Raw genomic sequence first — 23,379 nt, 5'->3', positions numbered from 1 at the left:
TCAGAACACGTACGCGCCGAGCTCGCCGTATCCGAGGTCGTCGGCGAGCACCACGACGAGGTTCGGCGGCCTCGTCGCGTCCGCCTGCACCGCCGCGTCCGCCGGTGCGGCCGTCGCTGCCACCGCCCCCGCGGCGGGCAGTGCGCCGAGCCCGATGGTGGCGGCGGAGCCGGCGAGGAAGCTGCGGCGGCTGGACATGACGGGGCTCCTCGGGGGAGGTGGCGGCGGGCACGGCTGACGGTGCGCCCCGCGAGGTCCCGGACCGGTCGTGTCGTACGGTCCGGGCCCCGGGCGCACGATCGATCATCGTGGCGTCCGCCCCGGCGGACCATGCACGGCGCATGAAGAACGTGTGACACGGCCCGGGGCCTCGGACGAGCACGGTAGGTCGAGCTCGGTAGGACGAGCTCGGGAGGTCGAGCTCAGTCGAGCCAGAGTTCGCGGACGCCGCGTACCGGGTCCTTCTCGATCCGGGGCTCGGCGTCCCAGACCATCGTGGCGCGCTCGTCGGCGGTGTAGCGCGGCCAGCCGGCGCCGGGGTCCTGGTCGGTGACGAACGCGACCCAGGCGCGGTGCATGGCGTCGGCGAGGGCCCGGGGCGGCTCGGCTCCGGCGACGGCGCCCACGCCTTCGGCGTCGAGGAGGTCGAAGGCGAAGGGCAGATCCAGACAGTGGAAGGCCATCCCGGCGACGGGCGAGCGCCAGGTGAACTCGTAGAACCAGGTGGGCCGTTCGAGGGCGGCGCGGGCGTCGGCGACGGCGAGGTTCGGCGCGCGGAAGGTGGCGTCGGTGAGTGCCTGGCCGAAGAGCAGGCCCTCGCCGCCCGCCGCGTACGCCTCCGCGAAGGCGGCCGTACGCGCGGGGTCGAGGCCCAGACCGCCGAGCAGGACCGGCAGCGGCGGGCCCTCGGGGCCGGGCGCGGGGAACATCGTGAACTCGTGCTCGGTGAAGCCCAGCATCAGCGGCACGTCCGCGCCCGCGTCCCCCTCGGTGAGTGCGTCCCGTACGGGTACGGGGATCAGCTCGCCGTCCGCGAACGGCGCGAGGGCCAGCATCGGCGGCAGGCCCTCGCGGTCCGGCCCCGGCTCCGCCAGGACGTCCTGGAAGTCGAGGATCTCGTCGTCGCTCAGGTCCCGCAGCGCCTCGGCCGTCGCCGGCACTCCGGTGCGCGAGGTGAAGAGCCGCGCGGCCGCCCGGGCCACCTCGGGGCCGTCGGGCGTCAGGACCGCGCCGGAGACCGACAGGGCGCCCCGGAACAGCCCCTTGGCCGCCGGGACGGCGAGCAGCGTCTGGACGGCGCCGCCGCCCGCCGACTGGCCGGCGATGGTCACCTTGGCGGGGTCGCCGCCGAAGGCCGCGATGTTGTCCCGCACCCACTCAAGGGCCGCGATCCAGTCCCGTACACCCCGGTTGTCGGGAGCGCCCTCCAGGTGCAGGAAGCCCTCGATGCCCAGCCGGTAGCCCAGCGAGACCAGGACCACGCCGTCGCGGTTGAAGGCGGCACCGTCGTACCAGGGACTGGCGGCCGAACCCGCGACGTAACCGCCACCGTGGATCCAGACGAGGACCGGGAGCCCGGCGGCCGGGGCCGTGTCGGGCGTGAACACGTTGAGGTTCAGGACACCCGTGCCGGGAATCGACGGCTCGGGGATCGTCGTCACCTCGGCGAAGGGACGGCGCTGGGCCGTCGGGCCGTACGCGGTCGCCTCCAGCGGCTCCGTCCACGGCTCCGGCGGCACCGGCGCGGCGAACCGCAGCTCACCCACCGGCGGCTGCGCGTACGGGATGCCCAGGAAACGGAGGCTGCCGTCGGCACGGCGCTCGCCGCGCACGGGCCCTCGGGAAGTGGTGACGGTGGTGCTCATGGGGTGCTGCTCCTTCTGCACGGGACGCCACGGGCCGGGAGGGACCCGGGGGCCGGGGAACGAGCGTGTCACCGCGAACTTACACGTGTCAATCCCGGGGATCGGTCCTCACCGGACGCGCGCGGGAGCAGCAGGGGGGTCGCCAGGAGCAGCACGCCCGCGAGGCCGATGGCGGGGCGCGGACCGACGGCTGCGGCGAGGAGACCCCAGAGGGCCGTGAGCGCCGCCGTGGACGCCTTGCCGGTGACGGACCAGGCGGTCAGCGTGCGGGCGACGCGGTCGGTGGCCGTCAGGCCGAGGCGATGGGTGGCGAGTACCGGGTTGAACACGCCCGCGGAGGCGATCAGGGCGAACTCGACGCCCATGACGAGCAGCAGTCCGGTGATCCCGGGATGGACGAAGGCCAGGCCGACCGGCCAGCACACGCGGAGCACGCCGGCGACCCGCAGCACCCGGTGCCCGCCGTACCGCGCGACAAGGGGGGCCGCGAGGCGCGAACCGAGAAGCCCGCCGAGGCAGGGGACGGCGAACGCGAGGCCGTACTGCCAGGGCGCGAAGCCCAGCGGCCCCAGCATCAGGACGGCGAGCAGCGGCGCGGTGGCCATGATCAGTCCGTTGACCAGCACCGTGTTGAGGAAGAGCGGTCGCAGGACGGGGTGACCGAGGATGTACCGCCAGCCTTCGGCGAGGTCACCGGGGCGTGCGCGCCTCCGCTTCCCGGCACTCTCCCGCTGCCCCGCGGGCTCCCGCTCCCCCGCGGTCTCCTTCTGTCCCACGGCCTCCCGCTCCCCTGCGGTCTCCCACTCCCCCGCGGTCTCCCTCTGCCCCGCGGTCTCCCTCTGCCCCGCGCTCCCCCGGCCACGGAGGTGCTCACCGCCCCTGATCGCGGCGATCCCGGCCGCCGAGAGTAGATAGCTCACCGCGTCGGCCAGCACCGTCGCCACCGGCCCCACCAGGGCGAACAGCGCGCCACCGAGCGGTGGGCCGAGCACGGTCGCGGTCCAGGTGGTGGACTCGAAGCGGGCGTTGGCGCGCAGGAGGTGCTCGTGGGGCAGGAGGGTCTTGAGGAAGGCTCCCGAGGTGGCGCCGAAGGTGATGTCGGCTCCGGCGACGACGACGGAGACGACCAGGAGCTGCGGGAAGCTCAGCCGGTCGAGGGCGAAGGCCGCGGCGACGCTCAGGAGGGCCGTACAGCGGGCGAGGTCCATCACGATCATCACGGGGCGTTTGCGGCGGAACTCCACCCAGGGCCCGAGCGGGACCGCGATGGCCGCGCCCACGGCGGCACCCACCGCGGCGAGCGCAGAGACCTCGGCGGCGCCCTTGTGGAGCACGGTGATCGCGAGGAGGGGGAAGGCGTTGAAGGCGATCCAGGTGCCGAGAGTGCTCGCCGCGTAGGCCGTCCAGAGCCACCCGAAGTCCCTGCCGAGTGATGTGCCGCCCGCCATGCCCGTCTCTCTCTCGCCGACCGGTCCGACAACCACCGGTCGGCCGCCGCCATCAAAGCGAGCGGGGTGGGCCGGGATCAAACAACCACGACCCGGCCGGCCGACAACCCATGGTTGTCGTGTGGGCGGCGGCGCGACTCTAAGCTGTGCGTGTGGACCTCGAAGCCGTGCGCACTTTCCTCGCCGTCGTGGACTCGGGCCGGTTCCGGCAGGCAGCCGACGAGCTGGCGGTCACGCAGCAGGCCGTGTCGAAACGCGTCGCCGCGCTCGAGAAGGATCTCGGGGTGCGGTTGCTGACCCGTGGCGCGGGCGGGGCGGAGGTGACGATCGACGGGCAGGCTTTCCTGCCGCACGCCCGCGCGTTGTTGCGGGCCGAGGCGCGTGCGCTCGCGTCGGTGCGCCCCGGCCGCCGGGCGCTGCGGGTGGACGTGCTGGGGCGGCGGCTGGCGCCGGCGGGTCTGCTGCGCGACTTCCATCAGGCGCACCCGGAGTTCGAGCTCGACGTGGTGACGCTCTTCGACGCGGAGGCCGCGGTCGCGGCGCTCCGGGCCGGCACGGTCGACGCGTCGTTCCGGGCCGTGAGCATGCCCGGCAGTCGGCTGCCCGAGGGGATCGAGGCGGTTCCCGTCCTCGACGAGCCGCTCCAGCTCCTGGTCGGACCCGCGCACGCGCTCGCCGGGGCCCGCGAGGTGACGCCCGCGCGGCTGGTCGGGCACCGGATCTGGGTGCCGGGGATCGTCAGCGGCACCGAATGGGCCGCGTACTACGCCGATCTCGCCGCCGAGTTCGGCCTCGCCATCGAGGTGACCGGACCCGACTTCGGCACCGAACCGCTCCTCGACACCGTCGCGGACTCACCCGAACTCGCCACCTTCGTCGGCGCGCAGACCCGTCTGGTCTGGCCCGAGGGCCACGACCTGCGCCGCGTCGCCGTCCACGGCCCCACCCCCGTCTACCCCCACTCCCTCCTGTGGGCCGTCGACAACCCCCACCCCGCGCTCGTCGCCCTCCGCGAGCACCTAGCGGCCACCCCGCGCGGCCGGGCCCGCGGCGCCGGCACCTGGGCGCCGTCCTGGTCGCGCCCCCGCGAGCGGCGCCCCGCGCCCTAGAATCGTGCCGAGCGGTGGCTTCGGGGGAAGGACGTCCGGCGATGCGGTGGAACCTCGATACCGTCGTGGGCGTGCTCGTCGGCCTCACCGGGGTCGGTCTCGTCGCCGCGGGTCTCGTCTGGAAGGGCCGCGCCGTCCGGCCGTTCGCCGCGTCCAGGGCCCACACCGTCGCCCAGCGCGAGTACGCCCGTGACCTCCAGCGCGCCTCGGACCGCGTCATCGCCTCGGCCCGCCGTGCCGCCGGCGAGGGCGAGCCCGCCATCGTCACCGTCGACGCCGTCGTACGCCTCACCCGGGACCACTACGGCTACGCCACGGTCGAACACGGTCACGCCGCGGCCGCGCTCCGACGCCGCTACGAGCACTGGCGCTGCGCCACCGACTGCGTGACGGACGCGTACGGCTGACAGGGCGAAGCCCTTCGCCGTGGCGGGCTCCGAACGAGTGGACTCGGGGCGGCCCCGGCCGGACGGGAGGGCGGGGCGGGGGGCGGGGTGGTGATGTGGCGGTCCGTTCACCGATCCGGAGAAGGCGCCCCGAGATGCGACGTATCCCCACCCGACGTCTGTTCGCCGCGACGCTGCTCGTGGCGTCCGTTCTGGCTCCGATGGCGGTGGCTCCGGCCCCGGCCGTGCACGCGGTGACGGCCGACCGCCACGGGGGGACGGAGGACGACTGTCCGCCGGGCGGCCTGGGGCCCGAGATGGAGGCGCGCCTCGACAAGGCGATCGCGGAGGTCAGCGAGCAGGCGGGGATTCCGGGTGTCGTCGCCGGCATCTGGATGCCTGGGAAGGGGAGTTACGTTCGGGCGACCGGCGTGGCGGACACGGCGACCGGCGAGCCCATGCGGCTGGACTCGTACGTCCGGATCGGCAGCGAGACGAAGACGTTCACGGTCACGGCGCTGCTGGAGCTGGTGGACGAGGGGCGGATCGGGCTCGACGACCCGATCGCCAAGTACGTCGACGGTGTGCGCAACGGCAAGCACATCACGCTGCGGCACCTCGCCGAGATGCGCAGCGGGCTGTTCCCGTACACGTCGGACCCGGGCTTCATCCACGATCTGCTGAGCGACCCGCAGCGTTCCTTCACGCCGGAGGAGGCGCTCGCGTACGGGATGAAGCACAAGAACACCTTCAGGCCCGGCGAGAAGTTCGAGTACTCGAACTCCAACCTGGTGCTGCTCGGCCTCGTCGTCGAGAAGGTCAGCGGTCACCGCCTCGCCGACTTCATCCGCCACCGCGTGCTCCGCCCCTCGCACCTGCGGCACACCCTCTTCCCGTCCGGGCCCGAGTTCCCCGACCCGCACCCGCGCGGCTACACCGACCAGAACCTGACGGGCGGCATCTCCGACGCCACGGACTGGAACCCGAGCTGGGCGTGGGCGGCCGGCGCGATGATCTCCGACCTCGAGGACCTGCACCGCTGGGCGAAGATCGTCGCCACCGGCGAGCTCCTCAGCCCCGAGACCCAGGCCCAGCGCCTCAAGACCCTCCCCACCGGCTTCCCCGGCACCAGCTACGGCCTCGGCATCCTCAACGCCAGCGGCTGGATCGGCCACAACGGCTCCATCCCCGGCTACGAGACCGTCACCGTCTACCTGCCCTCGAAGAAGGCCACCCTCGTCCTCATGATGAACACCGACGCCCGCCGCATCGACAACCAGGAACCGTCGACCCTCCTCGCCCGCGCCATCACCCGCATCATCACTCCCGACCACGTCTACGCCGGCAGCGTCACTCCCCGACGCTGACGGACAGCTGAGCTCCCAGCTCCTCGAAGCCCAGCGCGGCGGCCACCCCCCCGGGAGGCCGCCGTGCGGGCACGCCACTGCGGCAGGAGCCCGGCGGCGAGGGCATGGGCGACGGCGGCCGAGGCCGTACGGCGGGCCAGTCCGCGCCCGCGCGCCGCCGGTGCGGTCAGGACACTGAAGTGGGCCGTCCGCTGCGGCCAGCTCTCGTATCCGGCGGCGGCCACGACCTCGCCGCCCTCGCGGACCACGAACGCGGGCGAGGTGATGTCGTCGAGGGCCGCCTCCCCGGCGTCCTCGCCGCCGGCCACACGCTCCAGCGCGCGCAAAGCCGGCTGCTCGTGGGGCAGTTGCTCCACGAGGGGCGGGCCGGCCGCCGGGAGAAACCGTTCCGGCGACAGGTACGCCAGTGTGGCGGGACCGAGGACCTCCCTCGCGGGCAGTGCGTCACGGATCGCGTCGAGATCCGCCGGCAGTCCCCGCAGCGCGTCGCGCACCAGCGTGGCGATGCTCGCGCTCGGCGCGGTCACGAGCGCCGCGCCGGCGAGGACGACCACCCCGGTCCAGCCCGCGGGGCACAGCCCCGAGTCCGGGGAGACGACCACCCGGATCCCGCCCGCCGGCGGGAACGCGGCGTGCGCCCCTGCCAGGCCTTCCCACAGCGCACGGGCCCTGCGCGGCGACGGGTGCGTCGGCACGGCCGCGCTAGGCCGACGGCTCGGGGACGACCGTGGCCTGGTGGTAGTACATGCGGAGGGGGCCGGTGGAGGGGGTGGTGGGGTCGCGGCGCCAGATGGAGGAGCGGCGGGCGTGACGGCCGTCGTGGTGGGTCTCGAAGGTGAGGTGGACGAGGCCGGGGGCGAGGAGGACGCCGGTGATGGGGCCGGATGCGAGGGGGGTGCCGACGCCTGTGCTGCCGGACATCTCGGGCAGGGCGGCGAGCATGTCCTCGTAGGTCCAGCGGCGTCCGGAGGAGCCGACCTCGGTGAACTCCGGGTCGAGGAGCTCGGCCGAGAGCGCCTGGGAGGAGCGGACGGCGGGCTCCAGGAGACGGAGTTCGCCCGCGATGGCCTCGGCCACGTCGGGGTGCTGGGTGTGCTGGTGGCTCATGCGGGCATTGTGCCCGCGGGGCATGCCGGTCGCCACGGGGTTTTCCCTGGTCGGACGGCACGCCCCGCGCCGTGTGCGGTCACTCGAAGGCCGCGGCCGCCTCCTTCAGCGCGGCGGCGACCGTCTCGGGCGCGTCGGGGCCGGGGGCGCCGGGGCGGTAGGTGACGGAGTGGAGGCGGCCGGTGAAGCGGAAGGAGCGGTGGCGCTCGTAGAGGGGCCAGGAGACGGGGGACTTGCGGTCGACGCCGACGCTGATGCCCTGGAAGGGGGCCATGCCGATGAGCTGGTGGACGCTGTCCGGGGCCGCGCGGTGTTCGCCGTCGACGGTGACGGTGAAGCGCCAGCGCAGGCCTTCTTCCGCGGTGGCGGTGAGGAGGATCTCGTGCGGGCCGCCGGAGAGCGGGCCGGCGTCGGTCTCGTGGAGGCGGCCGTACTCGTTGTAGGCGAAGGCGAGGCGGCCGTTCTCGACGTACAGGCTGTAGCCGCCCCCCTGGTCGCCGTGGGAGACGAGGACGCCGTCGCCGGTCTCCTCGACCGAGACCGCGATGTCGAAGGAGCGGAGCGAGACGAGCCGGGAGGAGCGGTAGCGCTCCAGTTCCGGGGTGCCGGGCAGCAGGGTGAGGGGGCGGGTGAGGCGCTGTTCGGCGGGGTTGCGGCGGGCGAGGGCGCCGCTGTGGTCGGGCAGCGGGAAGACGCCGTTGCGCCAGGCCGCGTCTTCCCAGGCGGCCGACAACTCCTTGACGAGGTCCGGGTGTTCGGCGGCGAGGTCGTGGATCTCGGTGGGGTCGGTGCGGATGTCGTACAGCGCCCATTCCTCGTCGTCGTACGGCGTGCCGGGGCGGTGGAGGGTGACGAGCTTGTGGCCGTCGCGGTAGTGGCTGCGGTTGCCGGTCATCTCGCAGTACTGCTCGGGGTGGGTCGACTCGTGCGCCGGGTCGGCGAGGACGGGGGTGAAGCTGGTGCCGTCGAGTTCCTGGAGCGGTGTGCCGCGGCGGGTCCCGGGCCTGCGGATGCCGGCCAGTTCGAGGAGGGTCGGGGTGATGTCGGTGACGTACTGGTACTGGGAGCGTCCGCCCGCCGTGATCCGGCCGGTCCGCGCCCCCTCCGGCCAGGAGAGGACGAAGGGGACCCGGACGCCGCCGGCGTAGGTGTGGCCCTTGTAGAGGCGGAAGGGGGTGTTGGAGGCCATGCCCCAGCCGCGCGGGTAGTGGACGAGGCTGCGGGGGCCGCCGATGAGCTCGGGGTCGCGGTCGACGTCGGGGTCCCAGTCGCCGGGGAGGCGGGGGTGGTGGACGAAGCGGCTGAAGTAGGAGCGGGTGCCTTCCGCGCCGCCCTCGCCCGTGCCGCCGTTGTCGGAGGTGAAGACGACGATGGTGTTGTCGAGTTCGCCGAGGGCGGCGAGGGTGTCGGTGAGCCGGCCGAGGTTGTGGTCGATGTTGTCGACGAGGGCGGCGTAGACCTCCATGTAGCGGGCGTAGAGCCGCTGTTGTTCCTCGGTGAGGGTGTCCCAGGCGGGGACGTCGAGGCCGGCTTCGCTGTTGCGCTCGGGGAGTTCGGTGCCGGGCGGGAAGAGTCCGGCGGCGAGCTGGGCGGCGAAGCGGCGCTCGCGCAGGGCGTCCCAGCCGTCGTCGTAGCGGCCCTTGTGGCGGGCGATGTCCTCGGCCTTGGCCTGGAGGGGGCCGTGGACGGCGTTGTGGGCGAGGTAGAGGAAGAAGGGCTTGTCGGGGTCGTGGGCGCGCAGTGACTTCACCATGGCGATGGCCTGGTCGGTGATGTCGTCGGTGTAGTAGTAGTCGTCGGGGAACTCGTCGATGTCGAGGGGGCTGTTGTCCCGGACGAGCTGGTGCGGGTGGAAGAGGCTGGTGAGGCCTTCGAGGACGCCGTAGTACTGGTCGAAGCCCTTCTGCAGCGGCCAGTTGCCGCGGTGGTCGGCGGCGTTGGAGGCGGAGTCGCGGACGAGGTGCCACTTGCCGACGGCGTAGGTGGCGTAGCCGGAGTCGTGGAGGAGTTCGGCGAGGGTGGGGATGTCGTCGGCGACCTCCATGCCGTAACCGGGGAAGCCGGGGTCGAAGTTGGCGACCATGCCGTAGCCGACGCGGTGCGGGTTGAGGCCGGTGAGCAGGGCGGCGCGGGCCGGTGAGCAGAGCGGCATGGTGTGGTAGTTGGTGAGCCGGACGCCGCTTTCGGCGAGGCCGTCGAGGACCGGGGTGGGGATCTCGGAGCCGAAGGGGCCGATGTCGCTGAATCCCATGTCGTCGACGAGGACGACGACGATGTTGGGGGCCTTGGCGGGCGGGGTGGTACGGGTGGGCCAGGCGGGCTCGGACTCGGCGAAGGTGCGGCCGACGCGGCCGGCGAAGCCCTCGTAGGGGTCGCGGCGGGTGGGCGTGGACCGGGTGGCGGTGTGGCGTGGGCTGCCGGTGGTCATGCGGGGGCGGGTCCTTCCGTGGGGAGGGTGCGGGCGGTACGGAAGCCGCCGTGGCCGGTCGAGGAGTCGGGGGTGTTGTGGGAGCGCGCGGCGACCCGGTAGCGGTTGCAGTAGGAGGCGTGGCAGAGGTACGAGCCGCCGCGGATGACGCGTTCGGCCGGTCCCTCGGACTCGGGCCCGAAAGCGTCGGAGCACCACTCCCAGACGTTGCCCGAGGTGTTGTAGAGGCCGTGGCCGTTCGGCTCGTACGCCGTGACGGGGACGGTGCCGGTGCGGCCGCCGGGCCGTTCGGAGCGGTGGGGGAAGTCGCCGGTCCAGGTGTTGCACTTCTCCTGGCCGCCGGGGGTGAGTTCGTCGCCCCAGGGGTAGCGGGCGCCGTCGAGGCCACCGCGGGCCGCGTACTCCCACTCGGCCTCGGTGGGCAGCCGGACGCCGGCCCAGGCGCAGTAGGCGAGGGCGTCGCCGTGGCTGATGTGGACGACGGGGTGGTCGGCGCGGTCGGCGACGTCGGAGCCGGGTCCCTCGGGGGCGTGCCACGCGGCGCCCTCGACTCCGAGCCACCAGGGGGCCTGTTGCACCCGGCCGAGGACGTGGGCCTCGGCGGCGGGGTGGAGCAGGAGGTGGAAGACGAAGGAGGAGCCGAAGCGTTCCGCGTCGGTACGGTGCCCGGTGGCCGCCACGAAGGCGGCGAACCGGGCGTTGGTGACGGCGGTGGCGTCGATCGCGAAGGGCGCGACCGTCACCTCTCGTACGGGCCCTTCGTGGTCGGCGGGGTAGCCCTCGTCGAAGGCGTCGCCCATGCGGAAGGTGCCGCCGGGCAGCTCCACCATCGGGTGGGGCGGCGGGACGGTCCGCAGCGTCGGCAGCGGGAGCAGTTCCGTGGCCGCCGGGTGGCCGGCGGCGCCCGCGCAGGCGCGGCCCGGGGTGCAGCAGGAGGTCGTCACGCGGACACCTTCTCGGGTACGGCGGGGACGCGTACGCCCGTCAGGGGTACGGGTTCGGGTGCGGCGGCGAGCAGGGCCCGCGTGTAGGGGTCGCGGGGGTTCTCGCACAGGGCGTCGGCGTCGCCGGTCTCCACGACGCGGCCGTCGTGCAGGACGGCGATGCGGTGGCTGACCTGGCGGACGACGGCGAGGTCGTGGGCGATGAAGACGAGGGCGAGGCCCAGGTCGCGCTGGAGGTCGGTGAGGAGGCCGACGATCTGGGCCTGGACGGACACGTCGAGCGCGGAGACGGGTTCGTCGCAGATGAGGACGTCGGGTTCGGGGGCGAGGGCGCGGGCGATGCCGATCCGCTGGCGCTGGCCGCCGGAGAAGGAGCGTGGGTGCCGGTCGGCGGCGGCCGGGTCGAGGCCGACCAGGCGGAGGAGTTCCGCGACCCGTCCGGCGCGCTCGGCGGGTGCGCCGAGTCCGAAGGCGCGCAGCGGTTCGGCGACGATCTCACCCACGGTCATCCGGGGGTTGAGGGAGGCGTAGGGGTCCTGGAAGACCATCTGGACCCGGCGGCGTACGGCGTGCAGTTCGGCGCGGCCGGGGCGGGTGACGTCCTGGCCGTGGAGGTGGATGCGGCCGCCGTCGGACGGGTGGGCGTGGGCGAGGACGCGGGCGAGGGTCGACTTGCCGGAGCCGGATTCGCCGACGATGCCGAGGGTCTCCCCGGCGGCGAGGGTGAGGGAGACGTCGTCGAGGGCGGTGAAGGAGCGGCGGCCGCGCCCCTTGTAGGTCTTGCGGAGGCCCTCGGCGCTCAGGACGACGGCGCCGGGCGCCGGGCGGTCGATCCGGGCGGGCGGCGGGGGCGGGGGCAGCGGCTCGGCGCGTTCGGCGGCGGGCAGGCAGGCGGCGCGGACGGTGTCGGTGACGGCGGTGAGCGGCGGGGCGGTGGTGTGGCAGCGGTCCTCGGCGAGGGCGCAGCGGGCGGCGAAGGCGCAGCCGGCGAGCGGGAGGGCCAGGTCGGGCGGGTTGCCGGGGATGCCGGTGAGGCGGGTGCCGGAGGGTGCGGAGAGCCGGGGCACGGCGGCGAGCAGGCCGGCGGTGTACGGGTGGCGGGGGCGGGTGAGGACCTCGGCGGTGGGACCGTCCTCGACGACCGTGCCGCCGTACATGACGAGGACGCGTTCGCAGGCGCGGGCGACGACGCCCATGTTGTGGGTGATGAGGACGACGGCGGTGCCGGTGGTGCGGGTGAGTTCGCCGAGGAGGGTGAGGATCTGGTCCTGGACGGTGGCGTCGAGCGCGGTCGTCGGTTCGTCGGCGAGGAGGATGTCGGGTTCGGCCGCGAGGGCCATGGCGATGAGGACGCGCTGCCGCTGGCCGCCGGAGAACTGGTGGGGATGGTCGTCGAGGCGCCGCTCGGGGTCGGGGATGCCGACGAGGCCGAGCAGTTCGATCGCGCGGGCGCGGCGGGCGGCCCGGGTGCGGTACGTCCCCGGGGCCGTGGTCCCGTCCCCGTCGGGGTTTCCGTCCCGGTGGGCCTTTCCGTCCCGTCGGCTGTGCGCCCGGAGGACCTCGTCGAGGTGACGGCCGATCGTGAGGACGGGGTTGAGGGCGGTCATCGGGTCCTGGAAGACCATGCCGACGCGGGCGCCGCGGACGGCGCGCAGCCGCTCCTCCCCCGCCGTGGTGAGCTCCTCGCCGTCGAGGCGGACCGAGCCGCCGGTGATCCTGCCCGTGCCGGGGAGCATGCGCAGCAGGGCGAGGGCGGTGGTGGACTTCCCCGATCCGGACTCGCCGACGACGGCGAGGGTCTCGCCCCGGCGCAGGGTGAAGGAGACGTCCCGGACGGCGTGCAGGACGTCCCCGGCGGGGGTGGTGAACTCCACGTCCAGGCCCTGGACTTCCAGGAGGGGCGGGGTGGTCATCGGCGTATCTCCCGGTTCAGCGCCTCGGCGGTCAGGGAGAGGCCGAGGACGAGCGCGGTCACGGTCACGAGCGGTCCGGCGGCGAAGTGCGGGGCCTGGGCGAGGTAGGGCATGGACTGGCTGAGGACGGCGCCGAGGGTGGGTTCGGGGGGCCGGACGCCGACGCCGAGGAAGCTCATGGCGCCTTCGAGGAAGACGGCGACGGTGAGGGAGACGGCGATCTGGACGACGAGCGGGTCGGCGGCGTTGGGCAGGACGTGGCGGGTGAGGATCCTGCCGCCGGACGTGCCGCCGACGCGGGCGGCGGTGACGTACTCGCGGCCGCTCTGGACGAGGATGCCGGTGCGCAGGAGCCGCCCGAAGGCGGGGATCTCCGCGAGCGCGATGACGAGGATCACCGGCAGCCGGCCGGGGCCGAGGACGGCGGTGACGGCCAGCGCGAGGATCAGTCCGGGGAAGGCGAGGATCAGGTCGAAGGTGCGCTGGACGACGGTGTCGGCGACCGGGTGGACGGCGGCGGCCAGGGCGAGGAGGCAGCCGAGGGCCGCGCCGAGCGGGACGGCGACGGCGATGATGCCGAAGTCGGCGCGGATGCCGTACAGGAGGCGGGCGAGCAGGTCGCGCCCGAGGTCGTCGGTGCCGAGCGGGTGCCCCGGGGTGCCGGGTCCGGCGAGCGCCAGGGCGCTCTGGTCGGTGGGCCCGTGGGTGGCGAGCAGCGGGGCGAGGAGGCCGGCGAGGACGACGAGCCCGACGAGGGCGAGGCCGGTGCGGCCGCGGCCGGTGGCGAGGGCCGCCCGGTAGGGGTGGCGGGGCTTGCGGACGGGGGTGGCCGGGGACGGTTTCACGGTCTGGGTGGTCATGGCGGTCACTCCCACCTGATTCGGGGGTCGAGCCAGGCGTGGACGAGGTCGGTGAGCAGCTGGACGAGGACGAAGACGGTGACGAGGAGCAGCAGGAGGTCCTGGACGACGGGGTAGTCGCGGCGGACCAGGGCCTGTTCGGCGAGCTGGCCGAGGCCGGGCCAGGCGAAGATCGCCTCGACGAGCACGGCTCCGCCGAGGAGGTGGCCGGTCTGCATGCCCAGGAGGGTGATGACGGGCGGGAGCGCGTTCGGCAGGGCGTGCCGCCAGAGCAGGCGGCGGGGCGCGATGCCGGCGGCGGTCGCGGTGCGGATGTGGTCCTCGGCGAGGGTTCGTTCGATGCCGTCCTTGAGGTAGCGGCCGAGGACGGCGGCGCTGGGCAGCGCGAGGCAGAGGGCGGGGAGCAGCAGGTACTGGGCTCCGAGGTCGGGCGCGGTGAGGAACGGGACGCGTCCGCCGGGGGGCAGGGCGCCGAGGAGGACGGCGAAGACGAGGACGAGGAGGACGCCGGTGACGAAGGGCGGTACGGCGAGGGCGCCGGTGGTGAGGATCCGTACGGCGCCGCGGACCCAGCGGTTGCGCGAGGTCGCCCCGAGGATGCCGAAGGCGGCGCCGATGACGACGACGAACAGGAGGGCCCCGAGGGTGAGTTCGACGGTGGCGCCGAGTCCGTCGGCGATCAGGTCGGCGGTCTGCCCGCCGATCGCGTAGGAGGGTCCGAGGTCTCCGGTGACGAGGTCTCCGAGCCATCGCAGGTACTGGGCGGGCAGCGGCGCGTCGAGGCCGAGCCGGGCCCGGATGGCGGCCTCGGTGGCGGGGCTCGCGTCGGGTCCCGCGAGGACGGCGGCCGGGTCGCCCGGGACGAGCCGCAGGAGCGCGAAGGAGACGAAGGAGGCGACGAGGAGGACGAGGAGGACGGAGGGGAGTCTCCGCAGGAGATAGCGGCGCACCTCAGGCCACCAGATGGGCGTCGTCGAGGTTGAGGTAGGAGAACTTGTTGAGGGTGACTCCGCGGAGCTTCTCGGACGAGACCTGGACGGAGCCGCGGATCACCAGGTCGATGATGAACGCCTCGTCGAGCAGGGTGTCCGTGATCCGCTCCCGCAGCGCGTTCGCGCGGGCGCCGGTGGCCGGTCCGGTCCAGGCCTCCCTGACGACCTTCGTGTAGGCGGCGGAGCGGAACTTCGAGGTGTTCTTGGCCTCGTTGAAGGGGTAGGCGCTGACGGCGAGCGTCGACGGCTGGACCTGCGCGAAGCCGTGGCCCATGGTCCACAGGGCGGGCATGGTCTGGGCGATGAGGTGCTTCTGCGCGGTGGCCGGGTCGGTGGGCTGCAGGGTGACGCGTACACCGATCTGCTTCAGGTCGTACTGGACGGCCTCGGCGACCGCCGTCTCCCCGGGCAGGTTGACGTGGAGCAGGGGCAGGTCGAGCCCGCTGTGTCCGGCGGACTTCAGGAGCTCCCGGGCCTTGCCGGGGTCGTACGTGTAGTGGGTGCGGGCGGCTTCGGTGAAGGCGGGCGACGACTTGGGCCACGGGGTGGCGGAGGCGAGGCCGTAGCCGCCGAGGACCTGCTTGAGGATCCGCTCGCGGTCGACGGCCCAGGCGAGGGCCTGCCGGACGGTCTTGTCGTCCAGCGGGGCGACGGTGGTGTTCACGCCGAGGTAGTTGGCGCCGGCGCCGGTGGCGTACTCCTTGATGGTGAGGCCGGGGGCGGCCTTCACGACTCCGAGGTTCTTGCCGGGGACGCTGAACGACAGCTGGGACTGTCCGGAGCGGAGCGAGGAGAGCAGTGCGTCGGCCTGGGGCACGACGCGGAACTCGACGGCGTCGAGGTAGGGGCGGCCGGGCAGCCAGTACCTGTCGTTGCGCGCGAAGCTGAGACCCGAGCCGGGGCTCCACTTGGTGAGCTTGAAGGGGCCGGTGCCGTTCAGCTTCTTGCCGCTGACCGCGTCCTCGACGGTGTGCCGGTCGGTGATGATCATGAACTCGAAGAGGTCGAAGAGGTTGTTCACCGGATGGGCGAGCTTGAGGACGAGCTCGTGGTCGCCGCGCTTCTCGAATCCGGCGACGGCCGCCGCCGTGGACCTCAACTGGGCGGCGCGCAAAGGGTTCTGAAGGTTCTTCACGGCGAAGATCACGTCGTCGGCGGTGAACGGCCGGCCGTCGTGGAAGGTGACGCCGGTACGCAGCTTGAGGGTGATCGCCCGGCCGTCTCCCGCGTACTCCCAGGAGGTGGCGAGCTCCGGCTGCGGCTGGAGACGGTCGTCGTAGCGGGTGAGGGTGTTGTAGACCAGCCGCTGCTGGAGCGATTGGGCGCTCTGCGCGAAGAGCAGGCTGGGCGTGAAGTCCGCGTTCACGGCGACCGTGAGCGTGCCGCCGCGCTTGGGCTCCGCCGCCGCCTTGCCCGCGGGCGCCTCGCCCTCCGCCACCGCCGAGCGGCAGCCCGCGAGACCGAGACCGAGCAGCAGGGTGCCGCCGCCGGCGGCGCGCAGGGTGGTGCGCCGGGAGAGGGCTTCGGGCGTGGAGGTGGAGAGCTCGGTCATCGATGCCTGCCTGTGAAGGGTGGAGGCCGCAGGGTGCGGGAATTTCGTTCCGCTGCGGAAGGAAAGAGGGTCGGGGAGGGTGGCGCGGGGTACGGCCGGGGCCTGACGGGGGTACGCCGACGGGAGGTACACGGACGTGCCGGACCTACGGGGTTCGGAGGCGTGCGGGGACGGCGTGCGGCCACAAAAGGGTCGCGGACCTGGAGGGGCACTCGAAGGAGGTACGCCGAGCTCCGGTACGACGAGGAGACGGCGGACGGCCCTGGTTCAGCGACGCGGCGGGACCGACATCAGCGGCGACCGGCGCCGGAGTCGGGCGTCGCGGCGGACGCCTGGGTCAGACGCGGACGGCACAGACCGCGCTGGCCTGTCGACAGAGGTCGACGTGCCTGCGGGAGATGAGGCGCATGTCCGGATTCACGGGAGCAATATGACAGCGGCTTCGCGAAGCGGTCAACCTGGGTTGCCCGCATTCCGAGACGGCATCACCTGCCACCCACCTCGCCCGACAGCCCGCCGATCGCCTCAAAAGGCCTTCTGAACAGGGGATTCAGCAGAACCGTGCCCGCCGCGACGGGCAGTGTGGCCGGTCCGGCATGTGGACTGACGATCCGTTCGGGATCGTCACAGACGTGCGAGAGGTCGATGGCGGCGCCCCGGATCTCCTCCAGATAGTCCGGTTCGAGCACGCTGGACTGCTCGGTCACGACGACCAGATCGGGGTTGAGGATGTCGAGGAGGAGGGCGACGGCACGGCCGACCGCCCGGGCCCGTTCCCTCAACAGCCGGTCGGCGCGCGGGTCCCCGGCCGCCGCCGCGTCCACGACGAGCGAGGTGTCGGGCTCGGGCACGATGCCGCGGCGCACGGCGGTGAGCCCCACGGCCGTGTTCGACGCGGTGGCCTCCAGGCAGCCCGAACGCCCGCACGGGCAGGGCACCGTGGAATCCGGTACGGGCAGGTGGGCCACGTCGCCGGCGGCCGCGCCCGGTCCCTGGTGCACGACCCCGGCGAGCCCGACGGCCGCGTCGACGACGTTGCCGACGAAGAGGTGCACGAGGCTGCGACGGGCGGCCGGCCGGCCGAAGAGGATCTCCGACTGGGCGATGGACCGGGCGTGGTTGTCCACGCGCACCGTTCGCCCGCCGAGGCCGCGGGCGAGTTCGGCGGCGAGCGGCCTGCGGCGCCAGCCGAAGGCGTCGTGGCGCACCACCACACCGTCGGCGGGGTCCACCCACCCGCCGACCGCGGCACCGACCCCGAGCAGCGGGCGCCCCCGGACGTGCTCGTCGAGGAACCCGCGCAGCTCACGGGCGACGGCCGCGGGCAGGACGTCCGGCGCCAGTCCTTCATGCGGGTGGGTGTGACGGGCGAGCACCCGCCCCCGCAGATCGACGAGGGCGAACGTCGAACCGGGGACGCCCAGATGGACCCCGCCCGCGACGGGCCCACCGGTGGCCCCGACGTGCAGGTCTACGGGGATCTGGGGCCGGCCCACGCCGCCGCCCCCGGCGAGCTCGGGGAGTTCCCGCAGCAGGCCGAGCCTGGTCAGGTCGGTGGCCTGCCGGGAGACGGCGGCGGGACTGAGCCCCGAGAGCCGTGCCACGGCGCTGCGGGCGACCGGTCCGTGATCGAGGACGGTCCGCAGCACGCTGGCGGCGTTGGCCTCGCGCCGTCCGTCACCCGCCATCCGGGAGCCGCGCGGGGTGGTCGTCATGGAGGGGCCTCTCTGGTCAGTGTTGCGGCGGCGTGAAATCCCCCGGCCTGCCGCGGCGCGGCCGCCGTTCGCTGTTCGGTGGCGGCGGCCCGCTCCCCGAGGGATGGCATCACCGCTGGTCAGAGACGGTTCCGCGGAGTACGGGGGAAGGGCACGGGGACTCCGGGCAGGGGCCGATTCAACCATCGGAGGCGGCGGTCGAGGGAGCGGACGCTCGCTTGACGTGCGGCGGAGGCCGCTGCGAGGCTCCGGGACATGTTCGCGACCTCCTCCTGTCCCGCCGTCCACGGCGCCTGATCCTCGCGACCTTTCCGCGTGGACGGTCCGCCGGCCACGCTGCTGCGATTCCCGCGCTTCCCGCACATCTCGCGTCTCCTTCGAGCCCCCTGCCCACGGCTGACGGCTCGCAAGGCAGGCGCTCACCTCACTCTTCGCGTCACTTCATTGCTTCCGCTCCGGAATTAATTCCGCGTGCCGAGCACCGGCACACCCCTGAGAGGACCCGTCATGACCACCACGACTCCCGCTACCACCATCACCGTCCAGAAGGTCGGCGGCCGCCTCGGCGCCGTCATCTCGGGTGTCCGCCTCGGCGGGGACCTGCCCGCCGAGACCGTCGCCGAGATCCGCGCGGCCCTCCTGGCGCACAAGGTCGTCTTCTTCCGCGGCCAGGACCACCTGGACGAGGAGGCCCACGAGGCCTTCGGGCGGCTGCTCGGCACGCCCGTGGCGCATCCCACCGTGCCCTCGGTGGACGGGCGTTACTCGTTCCCGATCGACTCCGACTACGGCGGCCGGGCCAACCAGTGGCACACCGACGTGACCTTCGTACCGGCCTACCCGGCGTTCTCGATCCTGCGCGCGGTGGTCATCCCGCCGTACGGCGGCAACACCCTGTGGGCCAACACGGCCACGGCGTACGAGAAGCTCCCGGAGCCGCTGCGCGCGCTCGCGGACAGCCTGCGGGCCGTGCACTCCAACGACTACGACTACGCGGCCCTGCGCCCCGGCGTCCTGCCCGAGCAGCTGGAGCGCTTCCGCGAGATCTTCGCGTCGACGAAGTACCTCACCGAGCACCCGGTGGTGCGCGTCCACCCCGAGACCGGCGAACGCACCCTGCTGCTCGGCAACTTCGTCCAGCGGATCAGCGGTCTCACCGGTGCGGACTCGCGTGCGCTGGTCGCGCTCTTCCAGGGGCACGTCGAGCGTCCCGAGAACACTGTGCGCTGGCAGTGGCAGGTCGGCGACGTGGCGATCTGGGACAACCGCGCCACCCAGCACTACGGCGTGGACGACTCCGACGAGCACGACCGCAAGCTGCGCCGGGTGACCATCGACGGGGACGTCCCGGTCGGCGTGGACGGCCGCGCGTCCGTGCTGCTCGCGCCCGAGTCCGTGCCCGAGCCGAGCTTCGGCATCGCGTCGGGGGCGTCGACGGTCCCGGCCGCCACCGCCTGACGAGCTCCGCGGATTCCCCGGGCTCCCGACCACGGGCGCCCGGGGGTCCTCCCCGGACGAGGCGAAGGCGGTGTCAGACCGAGAGTCCTGTCATGAATTGGGCAGGGCGTAGTTCGTGAAGCCGACCCAGTCCAGGGCCACGCAGGGCTCGTCGCCGATGACCCAGGCGTTGTGGCCCGGGGGGACCCGCATGAAGTCGCCGGGGCCGAACTCGACCGTCTGGCCGGTGTCCTCCATGGTGACCTTCATCCGCCCGCTGACGACGTAGCCGACGTGCGAGGCCATACAGCTGGCGGTGCCGGCGATGGGCCCGACGTGCTTGGCCCACTCCCAGCCGGGTTCGAACACGGCCCGGCCGATCGAGTCGCCGTCACTGGTGAGCAGGTCGAGCCTGCCCTTGCCGTCCTCGAATTGACGGGTCTCGTCCGCTTTGTCGAAGCTCTTCCGTACGATGCCGGCCATCACGTACTCCCGGCGGGGCGAAGGGCGGGTCCCCGAGTCCTCTTCCAGGCTACGCCGGGAGGTTCCCGGCCACCCCCGCACGGCCGTGACCGGGAGCGACTCGCCATTTCCCTGAATTTTTGTTGAACGACACCCGAATCTTGGTGGTTCCACGCATATCCGGGCGCCGAATTCTGTGCACATCACTTATCGGCCAGATCTACACATAAAGGCCAGATAAGCGCACAATGAAGCAGCGGCGCTAAATGCCGCAAGCGCGGTCAGACGTGCACGACGCCAGAAGGAGGCGAGTCGTATGGCCGACGTCCATCACCGTCCTGGTGATATCGCTGGACACCCCGACGCGTCGGAAATGCGGGACCGTTATGCCCGTATGCTCCAGACCCGAGGTGTGGCGGCGGTCGAGGAGCTCGTGATCCTCGCCGGCGTGTACGCCGCGATCTCCGCGTGGACGGTTCACTTCTCCGCCGCCCGACCGGAACTCGCCATCACCAACCTGGTCGTCGGCATCGCCCTCGCGGTCCTCGGCCTGTGTATGTCGATGGCCCCCGAGCGGTCGCAGGACCTGAACTTCGTCGTCCTGCTCATGGGCGCGTGGCTCATCGTGGCCCCGTGGGTGGTCACGCGGAACCCCGACACGGGCATGATCCTGAGCAACGTGATCACCGGCGCGTGCGTCTGCCTCTTCTCGCTGACGGCCGGCGGACTGCTCATGACCAAGCGGAGGACGTGACGTGACGGTCTGATCCCCCCTCAGGATCCGACCCCCGCACCCCCTCCCCCACACAACCGTTGATCCTCTCCCGGAACGGCGGCATCTCCATCCCCCGGAGATGCCGTCGTTCACCGTTATGAAACGGGAACGGCCAAGACCAGGTAACGGATTGACCCACGCGGTTTGAGCCACATAAGTTCTGCGTAAAGCTTGCTCCACAGGGACAGGCTCCCGCACGTACACCCAGTCCTTGGGGGGACAAAGTGAACTGGTATCTCGACGTTCTCAAGAAGTACGCGGTCTTCACCGGCCGTGCGCGCCGCCAGGAATTCTGGATGTTCGCGCTGTTCAACGTGATCGCGCTGATCATCGTCGCCGTCATCGACATGGCGATCGGCACCTACCCGCTGCTGTACCTGATCTACGCCCTCGCGGTGTTCCTCCCGGGCCTGGGGGTGACCGTGCGCCGTCTGCACGACACCGGCCGCTCGGGCTGGTGGATCCTGATCGACCTCGTTCCGCTGGTCGGCGCCATCATCCTGATCGTCTTCCTCGCCACCGAGGGAGAGGCCCAGCACAACGCGCACGGCCCGAACCCGAAGCTGGCCCCGGCGCACTGACGCCTCCCGGCCGTTCCGCGACGAAACCCCCGGAAGACACGCTTCCGGGGGTTTCCCGTATGCGTGGAGACGGGTGCGGATACATAGAGCCGGTACGGAGCGTTTGACCGCCCGCCTTGTGCACGGCGGCGCACGACCCGCCCCCTTCGCCCCGCCTAGCCTCGCCGGACGGGACGCGACGGCACCAACGAGGGGCGGAACCACCGGTGAACTGGCACATCCACGACTACCGCGAGAGCGATCTGGCAGCGGTCGTCCATCTGATCGACACGACCGCCGAGCTCGGGCAGGAGTCCGTCTTCTCGCTCGCCGAGTGCATCGGCGCCCTGACGGGCAAGGAGCCGGCCGTCGTGGCCGTGCACCAGGGCGTGCCCATCGGCGCGGCGCTCGCCTGCGTCTCCGGGGAGCGGGCGTGGGTCATGCGGGTGGCGATCGCCTCCGCCTGGCGCGGACGCGGCCTCGCGAGCGCCCTGCTCGTGGAACTCGAACGGCGACTGGTGGCGGCCCGCGTGGGGCGGATCGCGTACGTCCTGCCGGAGGAGGAGCTGCTCGGCGAGGGGCTGCTCAACGCCGGGTACACGCGCCGGCCCGCCGTCGCCTACTTCGAGAAACTGGAGCCGCTGCACGGTCCGGCCGCCGGCCTCCTCGACGACCTGGGCGGCCGGCTGCTGCCCGGCGACCTCTGGGCGAAGGTGGCCGGCATGGAGCGCGAGAAGGACCTGATCGAACGGCGCGTGGTGCTGCCGCTCGCCGAGCCCGAGCGGGCGACCCGGCACGGGGTGCGGCCGCCGCGCGCGGTCTGTCTGTTCGGGCCGCCCGGCACCGGCAAGACGACGTTCGCACGCGGCATCGCCTCCCGGCTCGGCTGGCCGTTCGTGGAGATCCTGCCCTCGCGGCTCGCCGACGAGGGCAACCTCGCCGCCGCCCTGCGCTCCGCCTTCGCGCGGATCGCCGAGCTGGAGCGCGTGCTCGTCTTCATCGACGAGGTCGAGGAGATCGCGCCGGTCCGCTCGGAGCCCGCGCAGCCCGGCGGCATGCACGGGGTCACGAACGAACTCCTCAAGCTGATACCGGGGTTCAGGGAGCGGGACGAACGGCTGCTCGTCTGCGCCACCAACTCCATCCGCTCCCTCGACCCGGCGTTCCTGCGTCCCGGGCGTTTCGACTACCTGATCCCGATCGGGACGCCGGACAAGGTGGCACGGGCCGCGATCTGGGCCCGTTACACCGAGGGCCGACCGGACGTCGACATCGACGAACTCGTCCTGGCGAGCGACCTCTTCACCCCCGCCGACATCGAGCACGCGGCACGGATCGCCGCCCAGGCCTCCTTCGAGCGCGATCTGCTCGCCGTCGGCGGACGCGGCGACGACCCGGCACCGGGAGCCGGCACGGCCGACTACCTGGCGGCGATCGGGCAGTGCCGGCCGACGGTCACGCCGGAGATGACCGAGCAGTTCGCCTCGGACATCACGACGCACGCCCGGACGTGAGGGCGGACGTCACGACACGGGCCCCGGCCCGAGGGCGAACCGCTCCCGGGCGGCGTCCAGCTCGGCCCGGTCGGGCGGGTTGGCGCCGGCCCGCGAGACGGTGACGGCCGCCGCCTCGCCCGCCCTCAGGAGCAGGCGTGCGAGCTGCTCGGCGCCCAGCAGGGCCAGGGCCTCCCGCCCGTGTCCGGCGAGGGTGTCGAGGGCCGCCGCCATGAAGGAGTCGCCGGCACCGACGGTGTCGACGACGGTGACCCGGCACGCGGGCGCGCTCCTCGTCTCCCGCCGGGTGAAGGCGAGCGAGCCGTCGGCGCCCCGGGTGACCAGGACGACGGCGGGGCCGAGCTCCAGCCAGCGGGCGGCGACGGACTCCGGGCTCTCCCCCGGGTACAGCCAGGCGAGGTCCTCGTCGCTCGCCTTCACCAGGTCGCTGAGGGCGACACACCGCTCGACGCGCGCCACGGCCTCGGCGTGCTCCCCCATCAGCTCCGGCCGGACGTTCGGGTCATAGCTGACGGTGGCCCGCTCGCGCAGCCTCTCGGTCACGGCGAGCACCGTCGCGGCGCCCGGCGCGGTCACGGCCGCGATCGAGCCGATGTGGACGTGGGCCGGGGCATATGCGGCCGGGTCCGCCTCCAGGGTCCAGCCGATGTCGAAGGTGTACGTGGCCTGGCCCCGGTCGTCGAGGCCGACGACCGCCGACGGCGTCCGCTCGGGCACGCCCCCGACCTCGACCCGGACGCCCGCGCCCGTCAGGTGGTCCGCGATCAACCGCCCGTCGGCGTCGTCGGCGAGCTGGGTGAGCAGGGTGACCTCTCGGCCGAGGCGGGCGAGTCCGTACGCCACGTTGGCGGGGCTGCCGCCGGGGTGGACGCGGTCGGCGGTGCCGGATCCGGCGGGAGCGCGGACGATGTCGGCGACGCATTCGCCGATCACCAGGAAGGACAT

22 protein-coding genes are annotated in these 23,379 nt (G+C 73.1%); 7 read left to right on the top strand and 15 right to left on the bottom strand.

The features are described from left to right. The 3 genes from ACZ7G1_RS02610 to ACZ7G1_RS02600 form a co-directional block, all read right to left on the bottom strand. On the bottom strand, positions 1 to 198 hold the full coding sequence (locus tag ACZ7G1_RS02610; RefSeq protein WP_470879981.1) for a hypothetical protein: 198 nt from the start codon (positions 196 to 198) through the stop codon (positions 1 to 3). A gap of 224 nt (positions 199 to 422) precedes the next feature. Beyond that, positions 423 to 1,865 carry a carboxylesterase/lipase family protein gene (locus tag ACZ7G1_RS02605; RefSeq protein ID WP_470879982.1) on the bottom strand — a complete coding sequence of 481 codons (1,443 nt, stop codon included), beginning with the start codon at positions 1,863 to 1,865 and terminating at the stop codon, positions 423 to 425. Positions 1,866 to 1,933: 68 nt separating this feature from the next. Continuing rightward, on the bottom strand, positions 1,934 to 3,313 hold the full coding sequence (locus ACZ7G1_RS02600) for an MFS transporter (protein WP_470879984.1): 1,380 nt from the start codon (positions 3,311 to 3,313) through the stop codon (positions 1,934 to 1,936). A 152-nt stretch (positions 3,314 to 3,465) separates the two neighbouring features. On the opposite strand from ACZ7G1_RS02600, the gene ACZ7G1_RS02595 reads away from it, so the two are divergent. From ACZ7G1_RS02595 to ACZ7G1_RS02585, 3 genes are all read left to right on the top strand, one after another. Beyond that, positions 3,466 to 4,422 (top strand): LysR family transcriptional regulator, encoded by a 957-nt coding sequence (locus ACZ7G1_RS02595; protein ID WP_470879985.1) that lies wholly within the window; start codon positions 3,466 to 3,468, stop codon positions 4,420 to 4,422. Between the two features lie 41 nt (positions 4,423 to 4,463). Beyond that, positions 4,464 to 4,829 (top strand): hypothetical protein, encoded by a 366-nt coding sequence (locus ACZ7G1_RS02590; RefSeq protein ID WP_470879987.1) that lies wholly within the window; start codon positions 4,464 to 4,466, stop codon positions 4,827 to 4,829. Positions 4,830 to 4,963: 134 nt separating this feature from the next. Continuing rightward, positions 4,964 to 6,175 (top strand): serine hydrolase domain-containing protein, encoded by a 1,212-nt coding sequence (locus tag ACZ7G1_RS02585; protein ID WP_470879989.1) that lies wholly within the window; start codon positions 4,964 to 4,966, stop codon positions 6,173 to 6,175. On the opposite strand, the gene ACZ7G1_RS02580 is transcribed toward ACZ7G1_RS02585, so the two are convergent. The 10 genes from ACZ7G1_RS02580 to ACZ7G1_RS02535 form a co-directional block, all read right to left on the bottom strand. After that, positions 6,145 to 6,870, bottom strand: coding sequence for a GNAT family N-acetyltransferase (locus ACZ7G1_RS02580; protein WP_470879991.1), 726 nt, complete (start codon positions 6,868 to 6,870; stop codon positions 6,145 to 6,147). The two genes, ACZ7G1_RS02585 and ACZ7G1_RS02580, sit on opposite strands and share 31 nt — an antisense overlap. A 7-nt stretch (positions 6,871 to 6,877) precedes the next feature. After that, positions 6,878 to 7,282 (bottom strand): nuclear transport factor 2 family protein, encoded by a 405-nt coding sequence (locus tag ACZ7G1_RS02575; protein ID WP_470879993.1) that lies wholly within the window; start codon positions 7,280 to 7,282, stop codon positions 6,878 to 6,880. A 79-nt stretch (positions 7,283 to 7,361) separates the two neighbouring features. Then, positions 7,362 to 9,710, bottom strand: coding sequence for an arylsulfatase (locus ACZ7G1_RS02570; protein ID WP_470879995.1), 2,349 nt, complete (start codon positions 9,708 to 9,710; stop codon positions 7,362 to 7,364). After that, entirely contained in the window at positions 9,707 to 10,540 is an 834-nt protein-coding gene (locus ACZ7G1_RS02565) for a formylglycine-generating enzyme family protein (protein WP_470880101.1), read from the bottom strand. The genes ACZ7G1_RS02570 and ACZ7G1_RS02565 overlap by 4 nt, the downstream gene beginning before the upstream one ends. Before the next feature lie 110 nt (positions 10,541 to 10,650). Further along, positions 10,651 to 12,567 (bottom strand): ABC transporter ATP-binding protein, encoded by a 1,917-nt coding sequence (locus ACZ7G1_RS02560; protein ID WP_470879997.1) that lies wholly within the window; start codon positions 12,565 to 12,567, stop codon positions 10,651 to 10,653. Next, positions 12,564 to 13,427 carry an ABC transporter permease gene (locus ACZ7G1_RS02555; protein ID WP_470879999.1) on the bottom strand — a complete coding sequence of 288 codons (864 nt, stop codon included), beginning with the start codon at positions 13,425 to 13,427 and terminating at the stop codon, positions 12,564 to 12,566. Before ACZ7G1_RS02555 ends, ACZ7G1_RS02560 begins: the two co-directional genes overlap by 4 nt. A gap of 5 nt (positions 13,428 to 13,432) precedes the next feature. Beyond that, positions 13,433 to 14,377, bottom strand: coding sequence for an ABC transporter permease (locus tag ACZ7G1_RS02550; protein WP_470880001.1), 945 nt, complete (start codon positions 14,375 to 14,377; stop codon positions 13,433 to 13,435). 1 nt (position 14,378) lies between these two features. Beyond that, positions 14,379 to 15,971 carry an ABC transporter substrate-binding protein gene (locus tag ACZ7G1_RS02545; RefSeq protein WP_470880003.1) on the bottom strand — a complete coding sequence of 531 codons (1,593 nt, stop codon included), beginning with the start codon at positions 15,969 to 15,971 and terminating at the stop codon, positions 14,379 to 14,381. Between the two features lie 337 nt (positions 15,972 to 16,308). After that, complete coding sequence (locus tag ACZ7G1_RS02540; RefSeq protein ID WP_329625827.1) at positions 16,309 to 16,380, bottom strand: putative leader peptide; 72 nt, start codon at positions 16,378 to 16,380, stop codon at positions 16,309 to 16,311. A 76-nt stretch (positions 16,381 to 16,456) separates the two neighbouring features. Next, positions 16,457 to 17,686 carry an ROK family protein gene (locus tag ACZ7G1_RS02535; RefSeq protein WP_470880005.1) on the bottom strand — a complete coding sequence of 410 codons (1,230 nt, stop codon included), beginning with the start codon at positions 17,684 to 17,686 and terminating at the stop codon, positions 16,457 to 16,459. A 507-nt stretch (positions 17,687 to 18,193) separates the two neighbouring features. On the opposite strand from ACZ7G1_RS02535, the gene ACZ7G1_RS02530 reads away from it, so the two are divergent. Beyond that, positions 18,194 to 19,144 carry a TauD/TfdA dioxygenase family protein gene (locus ACZ7G1_RS02530; protein ID WP_470880007.1) on the top strand — a complete coding sequence of 317 codons (951 nt, stop codon included), beginning with the start codon at positions 18,194 to 18,196 and terminating at the stop codon, positions 19,142 to 19,144. Between the two features lie 90 nt (positions 19,145 to 19,234). Here the strand turns inward: ACZ7G1_RS02530 and ACZ7G1_RS02525 are convergent, their stop codons facing one another. Continuing rightward, positions 19,235 to 19,606, bottom strand: a complete 372-nt coding sequence (locus tag ACZ7G1_RS02525; RefSeq protein ID WP_470880009.1) for a cupin domain-containing protein — start codon at positions 19,604 to 19,606, stop codon at positions 19,235 to 19,237. A gap of 373 nt (positions 19,607 to 19,979) precedes the next feature. Between ACZ7G1_RS02525 and ACZ7G1_RS02520 the strand changes: the two genes are divergently transcribed. From ACZ7G1_RS02520 to ACZ7G1_RS02510, 3 genes are all read left to right on the top strand, one after another. Further along, on the top strand, positions 19,980 to 20,339 hold the full coding sequence (locus ACZ7G1_RS02520) for an SPW repeat protein (protein ID WP_470880011.1): 360 nt from the start codon (positions 19,980 to 19,982) through the stop codon (positions 20,337 to 20,339). A gap of 245 nt (positions 20,340 to 20,584) precedes the next feature. After that, positions 20,585 to 20,941 (top strand): DUF805 domain-containing protein, encoded by a 357-nt coding sequence (locus ACZ7G1_RS02515; protein ID WP_470880012.1) that lies wholly within the window; start codon positions 20,585 to 20,587, stop codon positions 20,939 to 20,941. 206 nt (positions 20,942 to 21,147) lie between these two features. Next, the gene (locus tag ACZ7G1_RS02510; RefSeq protein WP_470880014.1) at positions 21,148 to 22,434 is read left to right on the top strand and encodes an ATP-binding protein; all 1,287 of its coding nucleotides are present in this window, start codon (positions 21,148 to 21,150) and stop codon (positions 22,432 to 22,434) included. A gap of 9 nt (positions 22,435 to 22,443) precedes the next feature. Here the strand turns inward: ACZ7G1_RS02510 and ACZ7G1_RS02505 are convergent, their stop codons facing one another. Further along, complete coding sequence (locus tag ACZ7G1_RS02505; protein WP_470880016.1) at positions 22,444 to 23,379, bottom strand: carbohydrate kinase family protein; 936 nt, start codon at positions 23,377 to 23,379, stop codon at positions 22,444 to 22,446.

This window comes from Streptomyces sp. NPDC037273 (assembly GCF_055603625.1).
The sequence above is the reverse complement of the archived record's forward strand: the minus strand, read 5'-3'. Positions and strand labels throughout refer to the sequence as shown.